This is a genomic window from Streptomyces phaeofaciens (assembly GCF_014648915.1).
Taxonomy (GTDB): Bacteria; Actinomycetota; Actinomycetes; order Streptomycetales; family Streptomycetaceae; genus Streptomyces; species Streptomyces phaeofaciens.
This window is the reverse complement of sequence record NZ_BMSA01000019.1, coordinates 92,395-112,201: the sequence shown is the minus strand read 5'-3', so window position 1 is coordinate 112,201 and position 19,807 is coordinate 92,395. Positions and strand designations below refer to the sequence as shown.

The 19,807-nt window shown below is 71.2% G+C and carries 15 protein-coding genes; 9 read left to right on the top strand and 6 right to left on the bottom strand.

What is annotated here, in order from left to right; translation table 11 throughout:
- Positions 1–277 precede the first annotated feature (277 nt).
- On the top strand, positions 278–1,639 hold the full coding sequence (gene glnA2, locus IE275_RS28675; protein ID WP_189714340.1) for a gamma-glutamylpolyamine synthetase GlnA2: 1,362 nt from the start codon (positions 278–280) through the stop codon (positions 1,637–1,639).
- A gap of 100 nt (positions 1,640–1,739) precedes the next feature.
- Here the strand turns inward: glnA2 and IE275_RS28670 are convergent, their stop codons facing one another.
- Both IE275_RS28670 and IE275_RS28665 read right to left on the bottom strand, forming a co-directional pair.
- On the bottom strand, positions 1,740–2,183 hold the full coding sequence (locus IE275_RS28670) for a VOC family protein (protein ID WP_189714339.1): 444 nt from the start codon (positions 2,181–2,183) through the stop codon (positions 1,740–1,742).
- A gap of 64 nt (positions 2,184–2,247) precedes the next feature.
- Entirely contained in the window at positions 2,248–2,754 is a 507-nt protein-coding gene (locus tag IE275_RS28665) for a pyridoxamine 5'-phosphate oxidase family protein (protein ID WP_189714338.1), read from the bottom strand.
- Positions 2,755–2,907: 153 nt separating this feature from the next.
- On the opposite strand from IE275_RS28665, the gene IE275_RS28660 reads away from it, so the two are divergent.
- Positions 2,908–5,910, top strand: a complete 3,003-nt coding sequence (locus IE275_RS28660) for a bifunctional [glutamine synthetase] adenylyltransferase/[glutamine synthetase]-adenylyl-L-tyrosine phosphorylase (RefSeq protein ID WP_189714337.1) — start codon at positions 2,908–2,910, stop codon at positions 5,908–5,910.
- A gap of 47 nt (positions 5,911–5,957) precedes the next feature.
- Here IE275_RS28660 and IE275_RS28655 read toward each other — a convergent pair whose 3' ends face one another.
- Positions 5,958–6,938 (bottom strand): DMT family transporter, encoded by a 981-nt coding sequence (locus IE275_RS28655; protein WP_189714336.1) that lies wholly within the window; start codon positions 6,936–6,938, stop codon positions 5,958–5,960.
- Between the two features lie 71 nt (positions 6,939–7,009).
- Here IE275_RS28655 and IE275_RS28650 point away from each other — a divergent pair, with 71 nt between their 5' ends.
- Positions 7,010–7,909 (top strand): LysR family transcriptional regulator, encoded by a 900-nt coding sequence (locus IE275_RS28650; protein ID WP_189714335.1) that lies wholly within the window; start codon positions 7,010–7,012, stop codon positions 7,907–7,909.
- 73 nt (positions 7,910–7,982) lie between these two features.
- Here IE275_RS28650 and IE275_RS28645 read toward each other — a convergent pair whose 3' ends face one another.
- Entirely contained in the window at positions 7,983–8,603 is a 621-nt protein-coding gene (locus tag IE275_RS28645) for a TetR/AcrR family transcriptional regulator (protein ID WP_189714334.1), read from the bottom strand.
- Between the two features lie 186 nt (positions 8,604–8,789).
- Here IE275_RS28645 and IE275_RS28640 point away from each other — a divergent pair, with 186 nt between their 5' ends.
- Both IE275_RS28640 and IE275_RS28635 read left to right on the top strand, forming a co-directional pair.
- Positions 8,790–10,268 carry an APC family permease gene (locus tag IE275_RS28640; protein WP_189714333.1) on the top strand — a complete coding sequence of 493 codons (1,479 nt, stop codon included), beginning with the start codon at positions 8,790–8,792 and terminating at the stop codon, positions 10,266–10,268.
- 79 nt (positions 10,269–10,347) lie between these two features.
- The gene (locus IE275_RS28635) at positions 10,348–11,916 is read left to right on the top strand and encodes an amidohydrolase (protein WP_189714332.1); all 1,569 of its coding nucleotides are present in this window, start codon (positions 10,348–10,350) and stop codon (positions 11,914–11,916) included.
- Positions 11,917–11,933: 17 nt separating this feature from the next.
- On the opposite strand, the gene IE275_RS28630 is transcribed toward IE275_RS28635, so the two are convergent.
- A complete protein-coding gene (locus IE275_RS28630; protein WP_189714331.1) occupies positions 11,934–12,812 on the bottom strand; it encodes a phosphatase PAP2 family protein in 879 nt (292 codons plus the stop codon).
- A gap of 131 nt (positions 12,813–12,943) precedes the next feature.
- The gene (locus IE275_RS28625) at positions 12,944–13,978 is read right to left on the bottom strand and encodes a LacI family DNA-binding transcriptional regulator (RefSeq protein ID WP_189714330.1); all 1,035 of its coding nucleotides are present in this window, start codon (positions 13,976–13,978) and stop codon (positions 12,944–12,946) included.
- 395 nt (positions 13,979–14,373) lie between these two features.
- On the opposite strand from IE275_RS28625, the gene IE275_RS28620 reads away from it, so the two are divergent.
- The 4 genes from IE275_RS28620 (at position 14,374) to IE275_RS28605 (ending at position 19,708) form a co-directional block, all read left to right on the top strand.
- The gene (locus IE275_RS28620; protein WP_189714329.1) at positions 14,374–15,648 is read left to right on the top strand and encodes an extracellular solute-binding protein; all 1,275 of its coding nucleotides are present in this window, start codon (positions 14,374–14,376) and stop codon (positions 15,646–15,648) included.
- Positions 15,649–15,760: 112 nt separating this feature from the next.
- On the top strand, positions 15,761–16,765 hold the full coding sequence (locus IE275_RS28615) for a carbohydrate ABC transporter permease (protein WP_189714328.1): 1,005 nt from the start codon (positions 15,761–15,763) through the stop codon (positions 16,763–16,765).
- A gap of 14 nt (positions 16,766–16,779) precedes the next feature.
- Positions 16,780–17,685, top strand: coding sequence for a sugar ABC transporter permease (locus IE275_RS28610; RefSeq protein ID WP_189714327.1), 906 nt, complete (start codon positions 16,780–16,782; stop codon positions 17,683–17,685).
- Positions 17,686–18,013: 328 nt separating this feature from the next.
- Positions 18,014–19,708 carry a glycoside hydrolase family 13 protein gene (locus IE275_RS28605; protein WP_189714326.1) on the top strand — a complete coding sequence of 565 codons (1,695 nt, stop codon included), beginning with the start codon at positions 18,014–18,016 and terminating at the stop codon, positions 19,706–19,708.
- Positions 19,709–19,807: the final 99 nt, after the last annotated feature.

Genomic DNA, 19,807 nt, shown 5'->3' with positions numbered 1-19,807 from the left:
TCCGGCACGTTAGTAAAACTTGCATCTGAGATGCAAATTAAGTGGCCGGAGGCGAGACGGAGGGGGGCGGGCATTACGGATGTCCGTCCGAGCAGGCAAGATGGGCGGCAGAGCAGTACACCTGCCGGACGTGCGGCGTTCAGGGCGCGGCCGCCCGGGCGATCATGGCCCGCAACGCGCACGAAACGGTGTTGTGGTGGGATGCTCAGGTGCCCGACCGCCATTTCCGTGGGACGGGAGACAGGCGGCCTGACCAGCAAGGATGGGGAAGCGGAAGATGGACAAGCAGCAGGAGTTCGTGCTCCGGACGTTGGAGGAGCGCGACATCCGGTTCGTACGCCTGTGGTTCACGGACGTGCTGGGCTTCCTCAAGTCCGTCGCCGTGGCCCCGGCCGAGCTGGAACAGGCGTTTGACGAGGGCATCGGCTTCGACGGCTCCGCGATCGAGGGCTTCGCCCGGGTCTACGAGTCCGACATGATCGCCAAGCCGGATCCGTCCACCTTCCAGGTCCTGCCCTGGCGCGCGGAGGCCCCCGGCACCGCCCGCATGTTCTGCGACATCCTCATGCCGGACGGCTCGCCGTCCTTCGCCGACCCGCGCTACGTGCTCAAGCGCGCCCTGGCCCGCGCCTCCGACCTGGGCTTCACCTTCTACACGCACCCCGAGATCGAGTTCTTCCTCCTGAAGGACAAGCCGACCGACGGCTCCCGCCCGACCCCCGCCGACAACTCCGGCTACTTCGACCACACACCGCAGAACGTCGGCATGGACTTCCGCCGCCAGGCGATCACCATGCTGGAGTCCATGGGCATCTCGGTCGAGTTCTCCCACCACGAGGGCGCCCCCGGCCAGCAGGAGATCGACCTGCGCTACGCCGACGCACTCTCCACGGCCGACAACATCATGACGTTCCGCCTGGTCATGAAGCAGGTGGCGCTGGAGCAGGGCGTCCAGGCGACCTTCATGCCGAAGCCGTTCTCCGAGCACCCGGGCTCCGGCATGCACACGCACCTCTCCCTCTTCGAGGGCGACCGCAACGCCTTCTACGAGTCGGGTGCCGAGTACCAGCTGTCCAAGGTCGGCCGCTCCTTCATCGCCGGCCTGCTGAAGCACGCCGCCGAGATCGCCGCCGTCACCAACCAGTGGGTCAACTCCTACAAGCGCATCTGGGGCGGCTCCGAGCGCACCGCCGGCGCCGGCGGCGAGGCCCCCTCGTACATCTGCTGGGGCCACAACAACCGCTCCGCCCTGGTCCGCGTCCCCATGTACAAGCCCGGCAAGACCGGCTCCGCCCGCATCGAGGTCCGCTCCCTCGACTCCGGCGCCAACCCCTACCTGGCCTACGCCATGCTCCTCGCCGCCGGCCTCAAGGGCGTCGAGGAGGGCTACGAGCTTCCCCCGGGCGCCGAGGACGACGTCTGGGCCCTCTCCGACGCCGAGCGCCGCGCCATGGGCATCGAGCCCCTGCCCCAGAACCTCGGCGAGGCCCTCTCCCTCATGGAGCGCAGCGACCTCGTCGCCGAGACCCTGGGCGAGCACGTCTTCGACTTCTTCCTGCGCAACAAACGCCAGGAATGGGAGGAGTACCGCTCCGAGGTGACCGCGTTCGAGCTGCGGAAGAATCTGCCGGTGCTGTAGGGCCGTGTCCGTCGCGCCGGAGGGGCGTGGGGTGTGCGGTGGCCTCCCCGTGGGGGTGGCCAGTGCGTTCCCGCGCCCCTTCGGTGGTGCCGGGGTGCTGTTACTCGGCCGCCGCCAGGTTCGCGAGGACCTGGTGGAGGGGTTCCGTGGCGCGGCGGCGGTACTCCTGGACGGCCCAGCCGTTGCCGTCGGGGTCCTTGAAGTGCATGAAGGTGGCGCCGTCGTCGGGGGCGTACTGGACCGGGTCGGAGATCTCCAGGCCCCGTGCGACGAGTTCCGCGTGGGCCGCCTTGATGTCGGTCACGCACAGTTGCAGGCCCTGGTAGGAGCCGGGGGCCGGGCGGGGGCCGTCGATGGTCTCCCAGATCGTGTCGCCCAGCGCGATCGAGCAGCCGGAGCCCGGGGGCGTCAGCTGGACGATGCGCATGCCCGGCATGACCTCCTGGTCGATGTCCACGTGGAAACCGACCAGGTCGCGGTAGAAGTCCCGCGCCCGGTCGATGTCGCTGACGGGCAGCGGGATCACTTCGAGCGTATAGAGCATGTGCTGGTCCTCCCGGTCGCCTCGCACGGAATCGGGCCGGTGCGGCCGGTGGGCCCACCGCCCGTCAGTCGAACCGCCACCGTGTCTGGCTGAACGGTTCTCCCTTACCGAAGCCGAAAACCGTCCGCGGCGCCACCGCTTGGACCAACGCGTGTCCCGCACCGTGGTGGAAGAAGCCGTCCCGCACCTCGTAGTGCCAGAAACTGCCGTACTTCGCCTCCCAGGCCGCCGCCAGCTCACGCAGCCGCCCGTCGTCCGCCACCCGCACGGCCTCGCCCTCGACCACGACGTCGTAGCCCGCTGCCCAGGTGTTCGTGCCGGTCGTCAGCACCACCTGCGGGTTCTGCGCCAGATTGAGGGCCTTGCGTTCGGCGGGGCCGGTGGCGAAGTGCAGCGCGCCGTCCGTCCAGACCGCCGGCAGCGGGGTGACGTGCGGGCGGCCGTCGGGCCGTACCGTCGAGATCCAGAAGAGTTCCGCCGCGCCGAGCAGGGCGGCGACCTCGGCCCAGTCGGGTGCGGTGGCTCCCTCGCTGCTGTACCGGGCGTCCAGCTCGCCCCGGGGTTCCCGCATGGTTCCTCCCTGCCGCTCGCCATTCGTTTCCACGGTGGCAGACCCGGCCGCGCCGGCGAACTCATCGGTCCCCGCTCCGGCGCTTCTCCCAGGCACTCCGGTTACGCTCGGGACAGTACGACCTTGATCCGATGGTCCGACGGGAGGCCGGGGATGATGGCGCCGGGGCGCAGGAGCAGTACCTTCACACGGCTGCTGCGGCACGGTTTCACGGACCCGTCCGCCGCCGAGCGGCTCCTGGACGGCCCCGAGCTGTCCCCGGTGCGAGACGACCCCTTTCTGCTGGAGGCACTGGGGGCGACCGCCGATCCCGATCTCGCGCTGCACGGCCTGGTACGGCTGCTGGAGGCCCAGCCCGGGCCCACCGCCCGCCGTGAGCTGCTCGACACGCTGATAGCGGCGAAGCCGTTGCGGGACCGCCTGCTGGGTGTCCTCGGGGCGTCCGCCGCGCTCGCCGACCACCTGGCCCGGCACCCCCGCGACTGGGAGGCGCTGGTCATGTACGAGCCCCGGGACCTGCACCCCGGGGTGGAGGAGTTCGAGCGCGGGCTCGCCGACGTCACGGAACCGGTCGCGCTGCGGGTGGCGTACCGGCGGTGTCTGCTGTCGATCGCGGCGCGCGACGTCTGCGGGACGACCCACGTCGCCGACACCGCCGCCGAACTCGCCGACCTGGCCACCGCGACACTCCGTGCCGCGCTCCGCCTGGCGCGGACGGCGGCGCCCGACGACGCCGCCCTGTGCCGGCTCGCCGTCATCGCCATGGGCAAGTGCGGCGGCCACGAGCTCAACTACGTGTCCGACGTCGACGTCATCTTCGTGGCGGAGGCCGCGGAGGGCGCCGACGAGGGGAAGGCGCTGCGGGCCGCCACCAAGCTGGCCTCCCACATGATGCGGGTCTGCTCGGAGACCACGGTCGAGGGATCCATCTGGCCGGTGGACGCCAATCTGCGGCCCGAGGGGCGCAACGGGCCCCTCGTGCGGACGCTGAGCAGCCATCTCGCCTACTACCAGCGGTGGGCCAAGACCTGGGAGTTCCAGGCGCTGCTCAAGGCGCGGCCGGTGGCCGGTGACCTGGAGCTGGGGGCCGACTACGTCGCCGCGGTGGGGCCGCTGGTGTGGCAGGCCGCCGAGCGGGAGAACTTCGTCGCCGACGTGCAGAAGATGCGGCGGCGGGTGGTGGAGAACATTCCCGTCGCCGAGGTCGAACGCGAGCTGAAGCTCGGTCCCGGTGGGCTGCGGGACGTCGAGTTCGCCGTACAGCTGTTGCAGCTGGTGCACGGACGTACGGACGCGTCGCTGCGGAGCGGGACCACGCTCGACGCCCTTCAGGCGCTGGCCGCCGGCGGGTATGTGGGGCGGGTCGACGCCGTCCAGCTCGACGACGCCTACCGGTTCCTGCGGTCCCTGGAGCACCGGATCCAGCTGTACCGGCTGCGGCGGACGCACCTGGTGCCCGAGGGCGAGGGCGATCAGCGGCGGCTGGGGCGGTCGTTGGGGCTGCGGACCGATCCGGTGACGGAGCTGAACCGGGAGTGGAAGCGGCACGCGGCCGTGGTGCGGCGGCTGCACGAGAAGATCTTCTACCGGCCGCTGCTGGACGCCTTCGCCCAACTCGCCCCTGGAGAAGCCCGGTTGAGCGTGGTGGCGGCTCGCGAGCGGCTCGTCGCCATGGGGTACGCCGATCCCGCGTCCGCGCTGCGGCATCTGGAGGCGCTGGCCTCGGGGGTGTCGCGCAAGGCCGCCATCCAACGAACGCTGCTGCCGGTGCTGTTGGGGTGGTTCGCCGATTCGGCCGACCCGGACGCGGGCCTGCTCAACTTCCGCAAGGTGTCGGACGCGTTGGGCAAGACACCCTGGTATCTCCGGCTGTTGAGGGACGAGGGGGCCGCCGCGGAGAACCTGGCACGGGTGCTCTCCGCCGGACGGCTCGCTCCCGACCTGCTGATGCGCGCGCCCGAGGCGGTCGCCCTGCTGGGTGACGGCGACGGTGACGGAGGCGGGCTCCAGCCGCGGGGAAGAGCGCAGTTGGAGCAGGAGATCCTGGCGGCCGTCGGGCGGGCGGAGAGTGGCGAGAAGGCGGTGACCGCCGTGCGGGGGGTGCGGCGGCGGGAGCTGTTCCGTACGGCCGCCGGCGACATCGTCCGCTCGTACGGCACCGAGACCCAGCCGGCCGAACCCGATCAAGGGGCCCTGGTGGACCGGGTGGGGGCCGCGGTCTCGGACCTGACCGCGGCGACCCTGGCGGGGACGTTGCGGGCCGTGGTGCGGGACGGGTGGGGGGACCGGCTTCCCACCCGGTTCGCCGTGATCGGCATGGGGCGGTTCGGGGGGCACGAACTGGGCTACGGGTCCGACGCGGACGTGCTGTTCGTGCACGAGCCGCGGGACGGGGTGGACGAGCGGGAGGCCGGTCAGGCCGCCAACCGGGTCGTGGCCGAGATGCGCCGGCTGCTTCAGGTTCCGAGCGCCGACCCGCCGCTGCTGATCGACGCCGATCTGCGGCCGGAGGGGAAGTCCGGGCCGATGGTGCGGACGTTCAAGTCGTACGAGGCCTACTACCGGCGATGGTCGCTGGTGTGGGAGTCGCAGGCGCTGCTGCGGGCGGAGGTGGTCGCCGGGGACGAGGAGCTGGGGCGACGCTTCATCGAGCTGATCGATCCGCTGCGGTACCCGGCGGAGGGCCTGGGGGACGAGGCGGTCCGGGAGATCCGCCGGCTGAAGGCGCGGATGGAGTCGGAGCGGCTGCCCCGGGGCGCCGATCCCAAGCTGCACACCAAACTGGGTCCCGGCGGGCTCTCCGACGTGGAGTGGACCGTGCAGATGCTCCAGTTGCAGCACGGGTGGGTGGAGCCGGGGCTGCGGACCACACGGACCCGGGAGGCACTGGCGGCGGCGTGCGCGGCGGACCTGATCTCCGGGGAGAACGCGGAGATCCTGGACGAGGCGTGGGTGCTGGCCACACGGGTGCGCAACGCGGTGATGCTGGTACGGGGGCGGGCCGGGGACACGTTTCCCTCCGAGAGCCGCGAACTGGCCGCGGTGGGCCGCTATCTGGGGTACGGGCCCGGGCACGTGGGCGAGTTGCTGGACGGGTACCGGCGGACCGCCCGGCGGGCCCGGGGGGTTGTGGAGGAGCTGTTCTACGGGGGGTGAGCTTCCCGGGGCCGGGGCCAGGTGCCCGGGGCTCGGGCGGTGACCGGTTATGCGACGGGCTGCGACTCCGCGCCGCCACGACCCGCCCCCGCCCCCGCCCGGTCGCGGCCTTCCGCCGTCCGCGCTGTCTCCACCGTCCGCGCCGTACGTGATGTACCAGGCGTACGAGGGGACTTGTCGCGGGTCAGTGCCACACCGGTGAGGACCACCGCCATGCCCGCCCAGACGCGTGGGCCCACGTTCTCGTCCAGGAAGAGCGCGCCCAGGGCCACCGAGATCACCGGGAGGAGGTAACCGGTGGTGGCGGCCGTCGTGGGGCCTTCGTCGGCGATGAGGCGGTAGTTGAGGTAGAAGGTCACGCCGGTGCCGAGGACACCGAGGGTGATGACGGCCAGGACGCCGGTGAGGTCGGCGCGCGGCGGACCCGCGGTGGGCAGGGCGAGGGTGGTCCAGCCCGTCGCCATGAGGAGCTGGGCGGTGGACATGGCGATCGGGGCCTGTCGGTCCGTGAGATGGCGGGCCATGTACGCGAAGGCCACGGCGTAGCTCGCGGCGGCCGCCAGGAGGGCGAGGGCGCCCCAGGTGAGGAGGCCCTCCTGGTGCCAGGGGGCGAAGATCAGGAGGGTCCCGGCGAAGCCCAGGAGGAGGCCGGTCAGGCGTCGGGGGCGCAGGGCGCGGTCGGTGCCGAGGAGGACGCCGATGAGGAGGGACCAGAGGGGGGTCGTGGCGTTGAGGACGCCCGCGACGCCGGAGTCGACCGTCTGCTCGCCCAGGGCGAACAGGGCGAACGGAACGGCGTTGCAGAACAGGGCCGCCACGGTCAGGTGGCCCCAGGTGGTCAGGGAGCGGGGCAGCCGCTGGCCGGCCGCGAGGGCCAGGGCCAGCAGGGTCGCCGTGCCCAGGGCGCACCGGGCGACGGTGATCTGGGTGGGGGAGAGGCCGTGGTTGAGGGCGAGCTTGATCCAGAGGAAGCCGGAGCCCCACAGGAGGGCCAGCATCGCCATGCGGAGCGTGGAGGCGGGGGACATGCCTCTACGGTGAGGGAGGCATCCTGTCAGGACAAGTGAAGAGTTTTGGACGGTTCATTAAGCTGGGCTACATGCTTGATGTGCGTCGTATGCAGGTGCTGCGGACCGTCGTGGGGGTGGGCTCGGTGACCGGTGCCGCCGCCCGGCTGGGCTACACGCCGTCCGCCGTCAGTCAGCAGATCGCCGTCCTGGAGAAGGAGGCCGGGGTCGCGTTGCTGGAGCGGGTCGGCCGAGGGGTGCGGCCCACCGCCGCCGGGCTGCTGCTCACCGAGTACGCGGACGCCATCGGACGGCAGGTCGCCCAGGCGGAGGCCGCGCTGGCCGATCTGCGCGCGGGGCGGACCGGGCGCCTGGCCGTGCGGTACTTCGCCACCGCGGGCGCGGGACTGGTCGCGCCGGCGGTGGCGTTGTTGCGGGAACGGCTTCCCCGGGTTCAGGTCGAGCTGAGGCTGACGGCCGACACGGAGGATCCGTCGGCCGAGGTGAGCGAGGGGCGCGCCGATCTGGCGCTGGTGGTGCGCGGGGCGGGGCGCGAGGTGGGCGGGCTGCGGCCGGTCCGGCTGCTGGACGATCCGTACCTCGCCGTGCTGCCGCGCGGACACCGGCTCGCGGGGCGGCGGAGCGTGCGGCTGGGGGAGCTGGCGGAGGAGGCGTTCGTGGGCAGCGAGTGGCCAGGACCCTGTCTCGACGCGCAGCTCGACGCCTGCGCGGTCGCGGGGTTCCGGCCGCGGTTCGTGGTCGAGAGCGAGGACTACGTGACGGCTCAGGGGTTCGTCGCGGCGGGGCTGGGCGTCGCGCTGGTGCCGCGGCTCGGGCTCGGGAGCCGGCATCCGGGGGTCGTGGTCCGGGAGGTGCGGGATCCGGCGCCGGTACGGACGATCCACGCGGTGGTGCGGGAGGCCGGTGTGCCGCAGCAGCCGGCGCTGGGGGCGTTCCTCGACGCGCTGCGGGAGGTCGTCGGAACGGAGTGAACCGCCCCCGCGAGCCCCCACCGCCCCCGTGAGCCCCCACGGGCCTCTACTTCCCCACGGGTCCCCACCAGCCCTACTGGTCGGTCTCCGCCGCACCTCGCAGGCTTCTGGCGTGGCGGATGAAGCCGGTCAGCCCCAGTTCGAAGGCCCGGTCGGCGCGGTGCTCGCCCACCGCAGCCAGGGCCTCGGCCAGGCGGGGGGTGGGGGTCTCCTCCGTGAGTTCCCACATGGTCTCGGGGGCGGCCAGGTCCAGGGCCGAGCCCAGGACCAGGTTCTCCAGGGCGATGATCAGCGGCATCACCTGCTCGCGGGCGAAGCCGGCGTCCAGCAGGAGGGTCACCGCCCGTTCGTACTGCTCCAGGACCCCCGGCGCGCGTACGGGTGAGGTCATCAGGAGCGGTATCGCCTTGGGATGGGCGGCGAAGGCGGCGCGGTAGGAGCGGGCCCAGGCCTCCAGAGCGGTGTCCCAGGGGGCCCGGTCGAGGGTCCGCGGGTCGATCGCGGCCGCCACCCGTTCGCGCAGCAGCTCCACGATGCCGTCCCGGCCGTCCACATGGTGGTACACCGAGCCGGTCTGCGCCCCGAGCCGCTTCGCGATCTGCGGGACGCTGAAGTCGCCCTGCTCGTCGACGAGTTGCAGCGCGGTCGTGGTGATGCGTTCGCGGTCGAGGAGCGGTGTGCGCGGCCGTCCCATGTCTGCGTTCTCCCCTGAAGGTCGGTGAGGGGCTTCCCGGACGCCCACGAGGAGGCTACATTGCCGAAACCGAAAGCCTTTAGATTAATGGCTCCGGGGCGGTCGCTCTCCTGCGGTTCGTCCCGGAACGTCGGTCATCCCGCGCGCCCGGAACCCACCATTTTGCTGCGCTCGAAGGGCTTCCCCATGTCCGTCACCACCTCCGAGGGGAGAACGCCGCCCACCACGGCGACGCTCCGCTCCGGCTCCCTCGGCACCGCCGACATCGCCTTCTTCGTCGTCTCCGCCGCCGCCCCGCTCACGGTCATGGCGGGTGTCGCCCCGCTCGCGATCCTGCTCGGCGGTGTCGGCGCCCCGGCCGGCTACCTCATCGCCGGCATCACCCTCGCCGTCTTCGCCGTCGGCTTCACCACCATGAGCCGGTACGTGAAGAGCGGCGGCGCCTTCTACGCGTACATCACCCGTGGCCTCGGCCGCCCCGTCGGTATCGGCGCAGCCCTGCTCGCGCTGCTCGGCTACAACGGCATGGAGATCGGCGTCTACGGCCTGCTGGGCACCGCCTCCCAGGACACCGTGCACGCCCTCTTCGGCACCGAGGTGCCCTGGCTGCCGTTCGCCCTCGCCGGACTGGTCGTCATCGGATACGGCGGCTACCGCTCCATCGACTTCGGCGCCAAGGTGCTCGGCGTGCTGCTCGTCGCCGAGACCGGCATCCTGCTGCTGCTCGCGGGAGGGGTGCTGGTCAAGGGGGGTGCGCACGGGCTGTCGGGTGCGTCGTTCGCCCCGGGCAACGTGTTCGTGTCGGGGACCGCCGTCGTCCTCGCGTTCGCCTTCGCCGCCTTCACCGGATTCGAGTCGACGGTCATCTACCGCCGCGAGGCCCGCAGCCCGGAGCGGACGGTGCCGCGGGCGACGTACGCCGCCATCGGTTTCCTCGGCCTCTTCTACGCCTTCGTCGTGTGGATCGTCATCCAGGCCTTCGGCGACGAGGACGTGATCGCGGCCGCCGCCAAGGACCCCGGCGGGCTCTTCTTCTCCGCCATCACCACCTATGTCGGCGGCTGGGCGGCCGACCTGATGCACGTCTTCATCGTCACCAGCGTCCTCGCCTCGCTCCTCGCCTTCCACAACGCCATCAACCGGTACGCCCTCGCGCTCGCCGAGGAGGGCGTCCTGCCGAAGACGCTGGGGCGGATCCACCCGCGGCACCGGTCGCCGTACGTCGCCGGCATCGCGCAGACCGTGCTCGGCGCGGTCGTCGTCCTCGGCTTCTGGGCGGCGGGCGCGGATCCGTACGGGCAGCTGCTGCTGTGGGTCAACACGCCGGGCATGATCGGACTGTTCGTGCTCCAGCTGCTCGCCGCCCTCGCCGTGCCCTGCTACTTCCGGCGCGTACGCCACCGGGAGGGCACCCTGCGGACGGTGGTCGCCCCGCTCGTCGCGGCCGTGCTGCTCGCCACCGCCATAGGGCTCGTGATCACCCACATCGACCTGTTCACCGGCGCCTCCGACACCGTGAACACGGTCCTGATCGTCCTCGCGCCCGCCGTCTTCGTCGCGGGACTCGTCCTCGCGTGGTGGCTGCGAAGGGAGCGGCCCCAGGTGTACGCCGGGTTCGCCGCGGAACCGGACGAGCAGGCCACGGCCTCCGATTCCCCCACATAGCCCGCACGACCCCTACCTCTACCCCTACCTCTACCCCTTCCCCTACCCGTACCCGTACGACAAGGGAGTTCCCCCCGAGATGACCGCCCCCGATCTGATCCTCACCGGCGCCGAGGTCCGCACCCTCGACGCGGGCCGGCCGTACGCCACCGCCGTCGCCGTGCACGACGGGACGATCACCGCCGTCGGCGACGAGAGCGACGTACGCGACTGGCGCGGGCCGGGCACCGAGGTCGTCCCCCTCGCGGGTGCGCATCTCGTGCCCGGGCTCGTGGACGCGCACAGTCACCCCGTGTGGGGGCTGGACATGGCCACCGGAGCGGATCTGTCGGGGGTGTCGGACCTCGCGGGGCTGAGGGCCGCACTGGCCGGGGCCGAGCGGATCGACGGCTGGGTCATCGGTTTCGGGCTCGATCACAACGCGTTCGAGGGGCGGGCCGTGGACCGGGCGCTCGTCGAGGACGTGCTCGGCGGCGCCCCGGCCTTCCTGCGGCTGTACGACGGGCACTCCGCGCTGACCAGCGGCGCGGCGCTGGCCGCGGCCGGGGTGACGGGGGCGCGCGACTTCGCCCAGCGCGCGCGGATCGTCTGCGCCCCCGACGGGCGGCCGACCGGGCATCTCGTCGAGCACGCGGCGATGGAGCTGGTCGCCGAGGTCATGCCCCGGCCCTCCTACGCCGCCCGGCGGGCACGGCTCGTCGAACTGCTCGGGGCGATGGCCGCGACCGGGCTGACCGGGGCGCACGTCATGGACGCGGGCGATGCCGAGCTGGTCGGCGCGGTGGCCCGGGAGACCGTGCTGCCGGTGCGGCTGCGGTTCGCGCCCTGGTGCATGCCGGGGGTGGACGAGTCCGGGCTCGCGGAACTGGTCGCCGCACAGGGCCGGGGCGGGCGGCACTGGGTGGTCGACGGGGTCAAGTTCTTCATGGACGGGACCGTGGAGGGCGGTACGGCCTGGCTGGAGCACGCCGACTGCCACGGGCAGGGGACGCAGGCGTTCTGGCCCGACCCCGAGGCGTACGCCGGCGCCGTACGGCGGCTGCACGCCGCCGGGGTGCGCACGGCCACGCACGCCATCGGGGACGCGGCCGTGCGGCACGTCCTCGACGTGGTCGCCGGGCTGGGTGACGGCGCCCGGGGACGGCACCGGGTCGAGCACATCGAGACCGCGCCGGACGCGCTGCTGCCGCGGTTCGCGGAGCTGGGGGTGGCGGCGTCGATGCAGCCGCCGCACACCGCGTACACACGGGCCGACGGCACCGACGAGTGGTCCCGGCGGCTGGGCACCGGGCGGTCCGGGCATGCCTGGCGGCTGCGGGATCTGCGGGACGCCGGTGCGACGGTGGCCCTCGGCTCGGACTGGCCCATCGCCCACTACGACGTCCGGTCCGTGCTCGCCACCGCCCGCGTCCCGCGGGGCGCCGCTTCGGCCCGGGCCGGGCTGACGGGACTGGAGGCCCTGGAGGGCTGTACGACCCATGCGGCGCGCGCGGCGGGGGAGGGCGAGGTGGCGGGACGCATCGCCGTCGGGCACCGGGCCGACCTCACGGCCCTGGCCCTGGACCCGGTCGAGGCCCCGGCGGACGAACTGGCCGAGGCGCCGGTACGGCTGACCGTCACCGGGGGGCATGTGGTCCACCGGGGGTGAGGGAGAGCCCCTCGGCCCTACCCCTTCGTGGGCAGCAACGGCCCGCCCGTCCCCCGCGCCGGCACCACTCTCGGCAGGGCGTACGGCAGGGTGCCGTACCAGAGGCGGGCCACCGCGAAGCCGAAGGCGAGGCAGAGGAGGCCGCCGACCGCGTCCAGCCAGAAGTGGTTGGCGGTGGCGACGATCACCACGAGGGTCACCACGGGGTAGAGCAGGCCCAGGATGCGTACCCAGGGCAGCTTGGCCAGGGCGAAGATCGTCAGGCCGCACCACACGGACCAGCCGATGTGCATGGACGGCATCGCGGCGTACTGGTTCGACATGTGTTTCAGGTCGCCGGAGGCCATCGAGCCCCAGGTCTGGTGGACCATGACCGTGTCGACGAAGTCGCCGCCGTTCATCAGGCGCGGCGGTGCGAGGGGATACAGGTAGTAGCCGACCAGGGCCACCGCCGTCGTCGCGAAGAGCACCAGGCGGGTGGCCGCGTACCGGCCCGGATGACTGCGGTAGAGCCACACGAGGACACTCAGCGTCACCACGAAGTGCAGGGTCGCGTAGTAGTAGTTCATGCCCACGATCAGCCACGTCACCGAGTTCACGGCGTGGTTGACGGACTCCTCGAAGGCCATCCCGAGGTGGTGCTCCGTCCGCCAGATCCAGTCCGCGTTGTTCAGTGCGGCGGTGCGCTGCTCCGGGACCGCGTTGCGGATCAGCGAGTACGTCCAGTAGCTCACCGCGATCAGGAGGATCTCGAACCACAGGCGCGGCCTGCGCGGGGCCCGCATCCGGGCCAGCCGGCCCCCGCGGGGCTCCGGCGCGACCTCGTCCGGGGCCGTGGCCGAGCGCGGAAGGGCCTGGTCACGGCCTTCCCTCGGCGTCACGGTCTGCTCACCCATGGGCACAGAGTCTGCCAGAAAAGCCATCTCCCCCCGATCATCCCGCGGGCGGGTTCGCCGCGCACGTTCTACGGCGGAGGGACCTCATCGTCTCCTACCGACGCAGGGGAGGAAACCCCGACTTCTCCGCCTTAGGGACGATTCCGGTCCCCAGGGGCCGAAGCGGTCGAACCGCGTACCACCAGTTCCGGCATGAACACGAACTCGCTGTGCGGCGCGGGGGTCCCGCCGATCTCCTCCAGCAACGTGCGGACCGCGGCCTGGCCCATCGCCGGGACCGGCTTGCGGACCGTGGTGAGCGGCGGGTCGGTGAAGGCGATCAGCGGGGAGTCGTCGAAGCCCACGACCGAGATGTCCTGCGGCACCGCCAGGCCGAGCTGCCGGGCCGCCCTTATCGCGCCGAGCGCCATCATGTCGCTGGCGCACACGATCGCCGTGCAGCCGCGGCCGATCAGAGCGGTGGTGGCCGCCTGGCCGCCCTCCAGCGTGTAGAGGGAGTGCTGCACCAGCTCGGACTCGACGGTCTGCGCGCTCAGCCCCAGCTGCTCCTGCACGGTGCGCACGAAGCCCTCGATCTTGCGCTGCACGGGGACGAACCGCTTGGGGCCCAGGGCGAGGCCGATCCGGGTGTGGCCCAGGGACACGAGGTGGGTGACCGCGAGGGTCATCGCGGCGCGGTCGTCCGGGGAGATGAAGGGCGCCTGGACCTTCGGGGAGAAGCCGTCGACGAGGACGAAGGGGACGCCCTGCGCGCGCAGCTGTTCGTAGCGCTGCATGTCGGCGGTGGTGTCCGCGTGCAGCCCCGAGACGTAGATGATGCCGGCGACCCCGCGGTCCACCAGCATCTCGGTGAGCTCGTCCTCCGTGGAGCCGCCCGGAGTCTGGGTGGCGAGCACGGGGGTGTAGCCCTGGCGCGTCAGCGCCTGCCCGATGACCTGGGCCAGGGCCGGGAATATCGGGTTCTCCAGCTCGGGCGTGATGAGGCCCACGAGGCCCGCGCTGCGCTGGCGCAGACGTACGGGGCGTTCGTACCCTAGGACGTCCAGCGCGGCGAGCACGGACTGACGGGTGGTGGCGGCGACGCCAGGCTTGCCGTTGAGGACGCGGCTGACGGTCGCTTCGCTCACCCCCGCCTGAGCAGCGATGTCGGCAAGCCGTGTGGTCACAGAGGTGGACTGTACCGGCCGCATGACGCCTTGCACACCAATCGGACGCCGTGGGCGACCGGTCGACCGGCCGCGCCCGGGCTGCTGCGTCATCGCGCTCCCTCGTGATCCCTCATGAAAGTGGTGGCAAGAGCTTGCAGAGTCTTGCACAGGCCGTCCCCAAGTGCTCGGACGGGCGTAAACAAGCGTCTCACGACGGTCGCCGTCGGGTCACGCACGGATAACTTCGGAGACCCCTTGCACTTTTTTTCTGCAAGGTCTTTCGCAACGCTTACATGGCTGTTACGTTCACGTCGCCCGGCGGCAGCAACGGCGCGGTCGGCAGAAGTCGACAGGAGCGGCGGACGGGACCGCCTCCTGTAGCTATACGGGCTTTCACCCTCAAGGAGAAACTCATGCGGCGTGGCATAGCGGCCACTGCGCTGGTGGCGTCCCTCGCCCTCGCGGCGACGGCCTGCGGCGGAGACGACAGCGGCAGTGACAAGGCGGACGGCCCGGTGACCATCACCTGGTGGGACACCTCCAACGCCACCAATGAGGCGCCGACGTACCAGGCCTTGGCCAAGGAGTTCGAGGCCGCCAACAAGAACATCAAGGTCAAGTACGTCAACGTGCCCTTCGACCAGGCGCAGAACAAGTTCGACACGGCCGCCGGTGCCTCCGGCGCCCCGGACATCCTGCGCTCCGAGGTCGGCTGGACGCCCGCCTTCGCCAAGAAGGGCTACTTCCTGCCGCTGGACGGCACCGAGGCCCTCGCCGACCAGGCGAAGTTCAAGTCCAACCTGGTCGAGCAGGCCAAGTACGAGGGCAAGACGTACGGTGTGCCGTTCGTCACCGACACCCTCGCGCTCGTCTACAACAAGGCGCTCTTCGAGAAGGCCGGCATCACCGAGGCCCCGAAGACCTGGGACGACCTGAAGACCGCGGCCGCCACGATCAAGGCCAAGACCGGCGTCGACGGCTACTGGGGCTCCACCCAGGCCTACTACGCCCAGTCCTTCCTCTACGGCGAGGGCACCGACACGGTCGACGCCGACGCCAAGAAGATCACCGTCAACTCGGCGGAGGCGAAGAAGGCGTACGGCACCTGGCTCGGCCTCTTCGACGGCAAGGGCCTGCACAAGGCGGACACCACCGCCGACGCGTACGCCCACATCCAGGACGCGTTCGTCAACGGCAAGGTCGCCGCGATCGTCCAGGGTCCCTGGGAGATCACGAACTTCTACAAGGGCAGCGCCTTCAAGGACCAGGCCAACCTGGGCATCGCCACCGTCCCGGCCGGCTCCTCCGGCAAGGCGGGCGCCCCGACCGGCGGCCACAACCTCTCGGTCTACGCCGGCTCGGACAAGGCCCACCAGGAGGCCTCGCTGAAGTTCGTCAACTTCATGACGTCGGCGAAGTCCCAGGCCACCATCGCGCTGAAGAACTCCACGCTTCCGACGCGCGACGACGCCTACACCGCCGAGGTCAAGGCCAACGCGGCCATCGCCGGCTACGGCACGGTCCTGTCCGCCGCCCAGCCGCGCCCGGCGCTGCCCGAGTACAGCTCCCTGTGGGGCCCGCTGGACACCGAGCTGCCCAAGATCGCGGGTGGCAAGGAGTCCCTCGAGAAGGGTCTGAGCACCGCCGAGACCTCCATCGCCAAGCTGGTGCCCGACTTCAGCAAGTAGGCCCCGCCGGGCCGTCGGATCTTCCTTGTAGAGGGGACGGATCCGACGGCCCCGTCGGCCTGTGAGCCGTACACCCGTTGATCCACAGGACTTCACGAAGGTTGTCAAACCAATGACAGTCGCCATCGACCGCGCGACCGGCAAGCGTCGCGGTGACCACGAGCCACGGCCCGGTCTGGGCCGGCGCCTGAAGCGCGGGTACCAGAAACACTGGTACGCCTACGTGATGATCGCCCCGGTGGCGGTCGTCCTCGGCGTCCTGGTGGTCTATCCCCTGGTGTACGGCTTCTACCTCACCCTCACCGACGCCAACAGCCTCAACACCGCGCGCACGATCGGCGTCAACCACATCGACGCCACCTACCAGTTCATCGGCCTCGACAACTACGCCGACATCCTGTGGGGCCCCACGGCGTACGACCGCTTCTGGTCGCACTTCATCTGGACGATCGTGTGGACGGCGGCCTGTGTCGCCCTGCACTACACCATCGGCCTCGGCCTCGCCCTGCTGCTCAACCAGAAGCTGCGCGGCCGCACCCTCTACCGGCTGGTCCTGGTGCTGCCCTGGGCGGTGCCCACGTTCGTCACCGTCTTCGGCTGGCGTTTCATGCTCGCCGACGGCGGCGTCATCAACTCCGCGCTCGACGCGCTGCACCTGCCCACCCCGCTGTGGCTCGAGGACACCTTCTGGCAGCGGTTCGCCGCGATCATGGTGAACACCTGGTGCGGTGTGCCGTTCATGATGATCTCGCTGCTCGGTGGCCTCCAGGCCATCGACGCCTCCCTGTACGAGGCCGCCGAAATGGACGGCGCCAGCGCCTGGCAGCGCTTCCGGTACGTGACCCTGCCGGGCCTGAGGTCGGTCAGCTCCACCGTGGTGCTCCTCGGCATCATCTGGACCTTCAACCAGTTCGCCGTGATCTTCCTGCTGTTCGGCAACACCGCACCCGACGCGCAGATCCTGGTCACCTGGGCGTACTACCTCGGCTTCGGACAGCAGCCGCGTGACTTCGCGCAGTCCGCCGCCTACGGCATGTTGCTGCTGGCCATCCTGATCGTCTTCACCTCGTTCTACCGTCGCTGGCTGAACCGCAACGAGCAGCAGCTCGCGATCTGAGGGCAGGAGTTCCCATGAGTACCACCACAGCCGAGAGCTCCGCCCCGGTGAAGAAGGATTCCGTGAAGGCTCCCCGCCGGGCCCGGCGCCGGGGTGAGAACACCCTGGCCGGCTCCCTCGTCTCGCACGGCGTGCTGATCGCCGCCAGCGTGATCGCGCTCTTCCCGATCGCCTGGCTGGTCTACCTGTCCCTCGGGCCGGACAAGGACGACTATCTGCACCCCGGTGACATCTGGGGCAAGATGTCGTTCGACAACTACTCGTTCGTCCTCCAGCACACCGAGTTCTTCAACTGGCTGAAGAGCTCCCTCATCGTCACCCTGGGCACCACGGCCATCGGTGTGCTGATCGCCGCCACCACCGGCTACGCGGTCTCCCGCATGCGCTTCCCCGGCTACAAGAAGTTCATGTGGATCCTGCTGGTCACCCAGATGTTCCCGGTGGCCGTGCTGATGGTCCCGATGTACCAGATCCTCTCGGACCTCAAGCTCGTCGACAACTACTTCGGCCTCGTCCTCGTCTACTGCACGACGGTGGTGCCGTACAGCGCCTGGCTGCTCAAGGGGTACTTCGACACCATCCCCTTCGAGATCGACGAGGCCGGCCGCGTCGACGGGCTCACCCCCTTCGGCACCTTCCTGCGGCTGATCCTGCCGCTGGCCAAGCCCGGGATCGCGGTGGCCGCCTTCTACAACTTCCTCACCGCCTTCAGCGAGGTCGCCTTCGCCTCGACGTTCATGCTGAGCGACGACAAGTACACGCTCGCCGTCGGTCTGCAGTCCTTCGTGAGCGAGCACGACGCCCAGCGCAACCTGATGGCCGCGACCGCGGTCCTGATCGCGATACCGGCCGCCTTGTTCTTCTACCTGGTGCAGAAGAACCTGGTCACCGGTCTGACCGCCGGCGGCACGAAGGGGTGACACCCCGCCGCGAGCCGGAAAGCCGGACAATGGGAGAGCCAGAAAGGCCAGAGAACCGGTGATCCGGTGATCCGGTGACAAGACTCCCGCGCGCCTGATCGCGCGGGTGGCGGCCGCGGTGTCCATCCGACCCCGCTGACCCGCGGCCGCCTCGTCACCCCGCCACCCTCCCGGTGCCACCGCCTTCGGCCTCACCACGGCACCCGGCCCCGCCCCGGGCCCGGTCTCACGGGCCCACCCGTCGCCCCACCCGACAACCCATGAACACCACCCTCCCCCACTCTCGGCCTCGCTCGAGCGGGGGGAGCCCCATCGTTTCAAGGACGCCATGAGCCAGCAGCACTCCGCAGCCCCGGCCCCGACCCCCACCGCCGCAGCGGCCGTCGCCACGGTCGCCCAGCGCCGCGACTGGTGGCGGGACGCCGTGATCTACCAGGTGTACCCGCGCAGCTTCGCCGACAGCAACGGCGACGGCATGGGCGACCTGGAAGGCGTACGCTCCCGTCTCCCGTACCTGCGCGACCTCGGTGTGGACGCCGTGTGGCTCAGCCCCTTCTACGCCTCCCCCCAGGCCGACGCCGGCTACGACGTGGCCGACTACCGCGCCGTCGACCCCATGTTCGGCAACCTCCTCGACGCCGACGCCCTGATCCGCGACGCGCGCGAGCTGGGCCTGAGGATCATCGTCGACCTCGTCCCCAACCACTCCTCGGACCAGCACGAGTGGTTCAAGCGGGCGGTGGCCGAGGGTCCCGGTTCCCCGCTGCGGGAGCGCTACCACTTCCGTCCCGGCAAGGGCGAGAACGGCGAACTCCCGCCCAACGACTGGGAGTCCATCTTCGGCGGCCCCTCGTGGACCCGGGTCACCGAGCCGGACGGCTCGGCCGGCGAGTGGTACCTGCACCTCTTCGCCCCCGAGCAGCCCGACTTCAACTGGGACCACCCGGCGGTCGGCGACGAGTTCCGCTCCGTCCTGCGGTTCTGGCTGGACATGGGCGTCGACGGTTTCCGCATCGACGTGGCCCACGGCCTGGTCAAGGCGCCCGGTCTGCCCGACCTCGGCACCCACGACCAGGTGAAGCTGCTCGGCAACGATGCCATGCCGTTCTTCGACCAGGACGGCGTCCACGCCATCTACCGGCAGTGGCGGCTCATCCTCGACGAGTACGCGGGCGAGCGGATCTTCGTCGCGGAGGCCTGGACCCCCACGGTCGAGCGCACCGCCCACTACGTCCGCCCCGACGAGCTCCACCAGGCCTTCAACTTCCAGTACCTGGGCACCGAGTGGGACGCCGAGGAACTGCGCAAGGTCGTGGACCGCACGCTGGAGGCGATGCGCCCGGTGGGCGCCCCGGCGACCTGGGTCCTGTCGAACCACGACGTCACCCGCCACACCACCCGCTTCGCCAACCCGCCCGGTCTCGGCACCCAGATCCGCACGGCGGGCGACCCGGAGCTCGGCCTGCGCCGCGCCCGGGCGGCCACCCTGCTCATGCTGGCCCTGCCCGGCTCGGCCTACATCTACCAGGGCGAGGAGCTCGGCCTCCCGGACGTCGTCGACCTGCCCGACGAGGTGCGCCAGGACCCGGCGTACTTCCGCGGCGCCGGCCAGGACGGCTTCCGCGACGGCTGCCGGGTGCCGATCCCGTGGACCCGCGAGGGCTCGTCGTACGGCTTCGGCAGCGGTGGCAGCTGGCTGCCCCAGCCGGCGAGCTGGGCCGAACTGAGCGTGGAGGCCCAGGAGGGCGTCGACGGCTCGACCCTGGAGCTCTACCGCTCGGCCCTCGCCGTCCGCCGCTCCCGGCCCGACCTCGGCGCGGGCGACTCGGTGGAGTGGCTGAAGGCCCCCGAGGGCGTACTGGCCTTCCGTCGCGGCGACTTCGTGTGCGTCGCGAACACCTCGGGCGAGTCGGCACGGATCCCGGCGTACGGCCGTGTCCTGCTCGCCAGCGGCGAGGTGGCGGAGGCGGACGGTGAGGCGAAGCTCCCGGCCGACACCACGGTCTGGTTCACGACTGCCTGATCCTCCGGCACGGGGCCCGTCACTCTTGGGGGAGTGGCGGGCCTCGCTGTTTTCCCGAACCGCCCGCCCGTGGAGCCGGTCTGACGGATCGTCACCCGG

Excerpts from the sequence above, each read along its gene's own strand:
- IE275_RS28660 (WP_189714337.1), top strand. The coding sequence starts at position 2,908 with ATGATGGCGCCGGGGCGCAGGAGCAGTACCTTCACACGGCTGCTGCGG.
- IE275_RS28650 (WP_189714335.1), top strand. The coding sequence starts at position 7,010 with ATGCTTGATGTGCGTCGTATGCAGGTGCTGCGGACCGTCGTGGGGGTG.
- IE275_RS28605 (WP_189714326.1), top strand. The coding sequence starts at position 18,014 with ATGAGCCAGCAGCACTCCGCAGCCCCGGCCCCGACCCCCACCGCCGCA.
- IE275_RS28635 (WP_189714332.1), top strand. The coding sequence starts at position 10,348 with ATGACCGCCCCCGATCTGATCCTCACCGGCGCCGAGGTCCGCACCCTC.
- IE275_RS28670 (WP_189714339.1), bottom strand. The coding sequence starts at position 2,183 with ATGCTCTATACGCTCGAAGTGATCCCGCTGCCCGTCAGCGACATCGAC.
- IE275_RS28610 (WP_189714327.1), top strand. The coding sequence starts at position 16,780 with ATGAGTACCACCACAGCCGAGAGCTCCGCCCCGGTGAAGAAGGATTCC.
- IE275_RS28645 (WP_189714334.1), bottom strand. The coding sequence starts at position 8,603 with ATGGGACGGCCGCGCACACCGCTCCTCGACCGCGAACGCATCACCACG.
- IE275_RS28655 (WP_189714336.1), bottom strand. The coding sequence starts at position 6,938 with ATGTCCCCCGCCTCCACGCTCCGCATGGCGATGCTGGCCCTCCTGTGG.
- IE275_RS28630 (WP_189714331.1), bottom strand. The coding sequence starts at position 12,812 with ATGGGTGAGCAGACCGTGACGCCGAGGGAAGGCCGTGACCAGGCCCTT.
- IE275_RS28615 (WP_189714328.1), top strand. The coding sequence starts at position 15,761 with ATGACAGTCGCCATCGACCGCGCGACCGGCAAGCGTCGCGGTGACCAC.
- IE275_RS28620 (WP_189714329.1), top strand. The coding sequence starts at position 14,374 with ATGCGGCGTGGCATAGCGGCCACTGCGCTGGTGGCGTCCCTCGCCCTC.
- IE275_RS28640 (WP_189714333.1), top strand. The coding sequence starts at position 8,790 with ATGTCCGTCACCACCTCCGAGGGGAGAACGCCGCCCACCACGGCGACG.
- IE275_RS28665 (WP_189714338.1), bottom strand. The coding sequence starts at position 2,754 with ATGCGGGAACCCCGGGGCGAGCTGGACGCCCGGTACAGCAGCGAGGGA.
- glnA2 (WP_189714340.1), top strand. The coding sequence starts at position 278 with ATGGACAAGCAGCAGGAGTTCGTGCTCCGGACGTTGGAGGAGCGCGAC.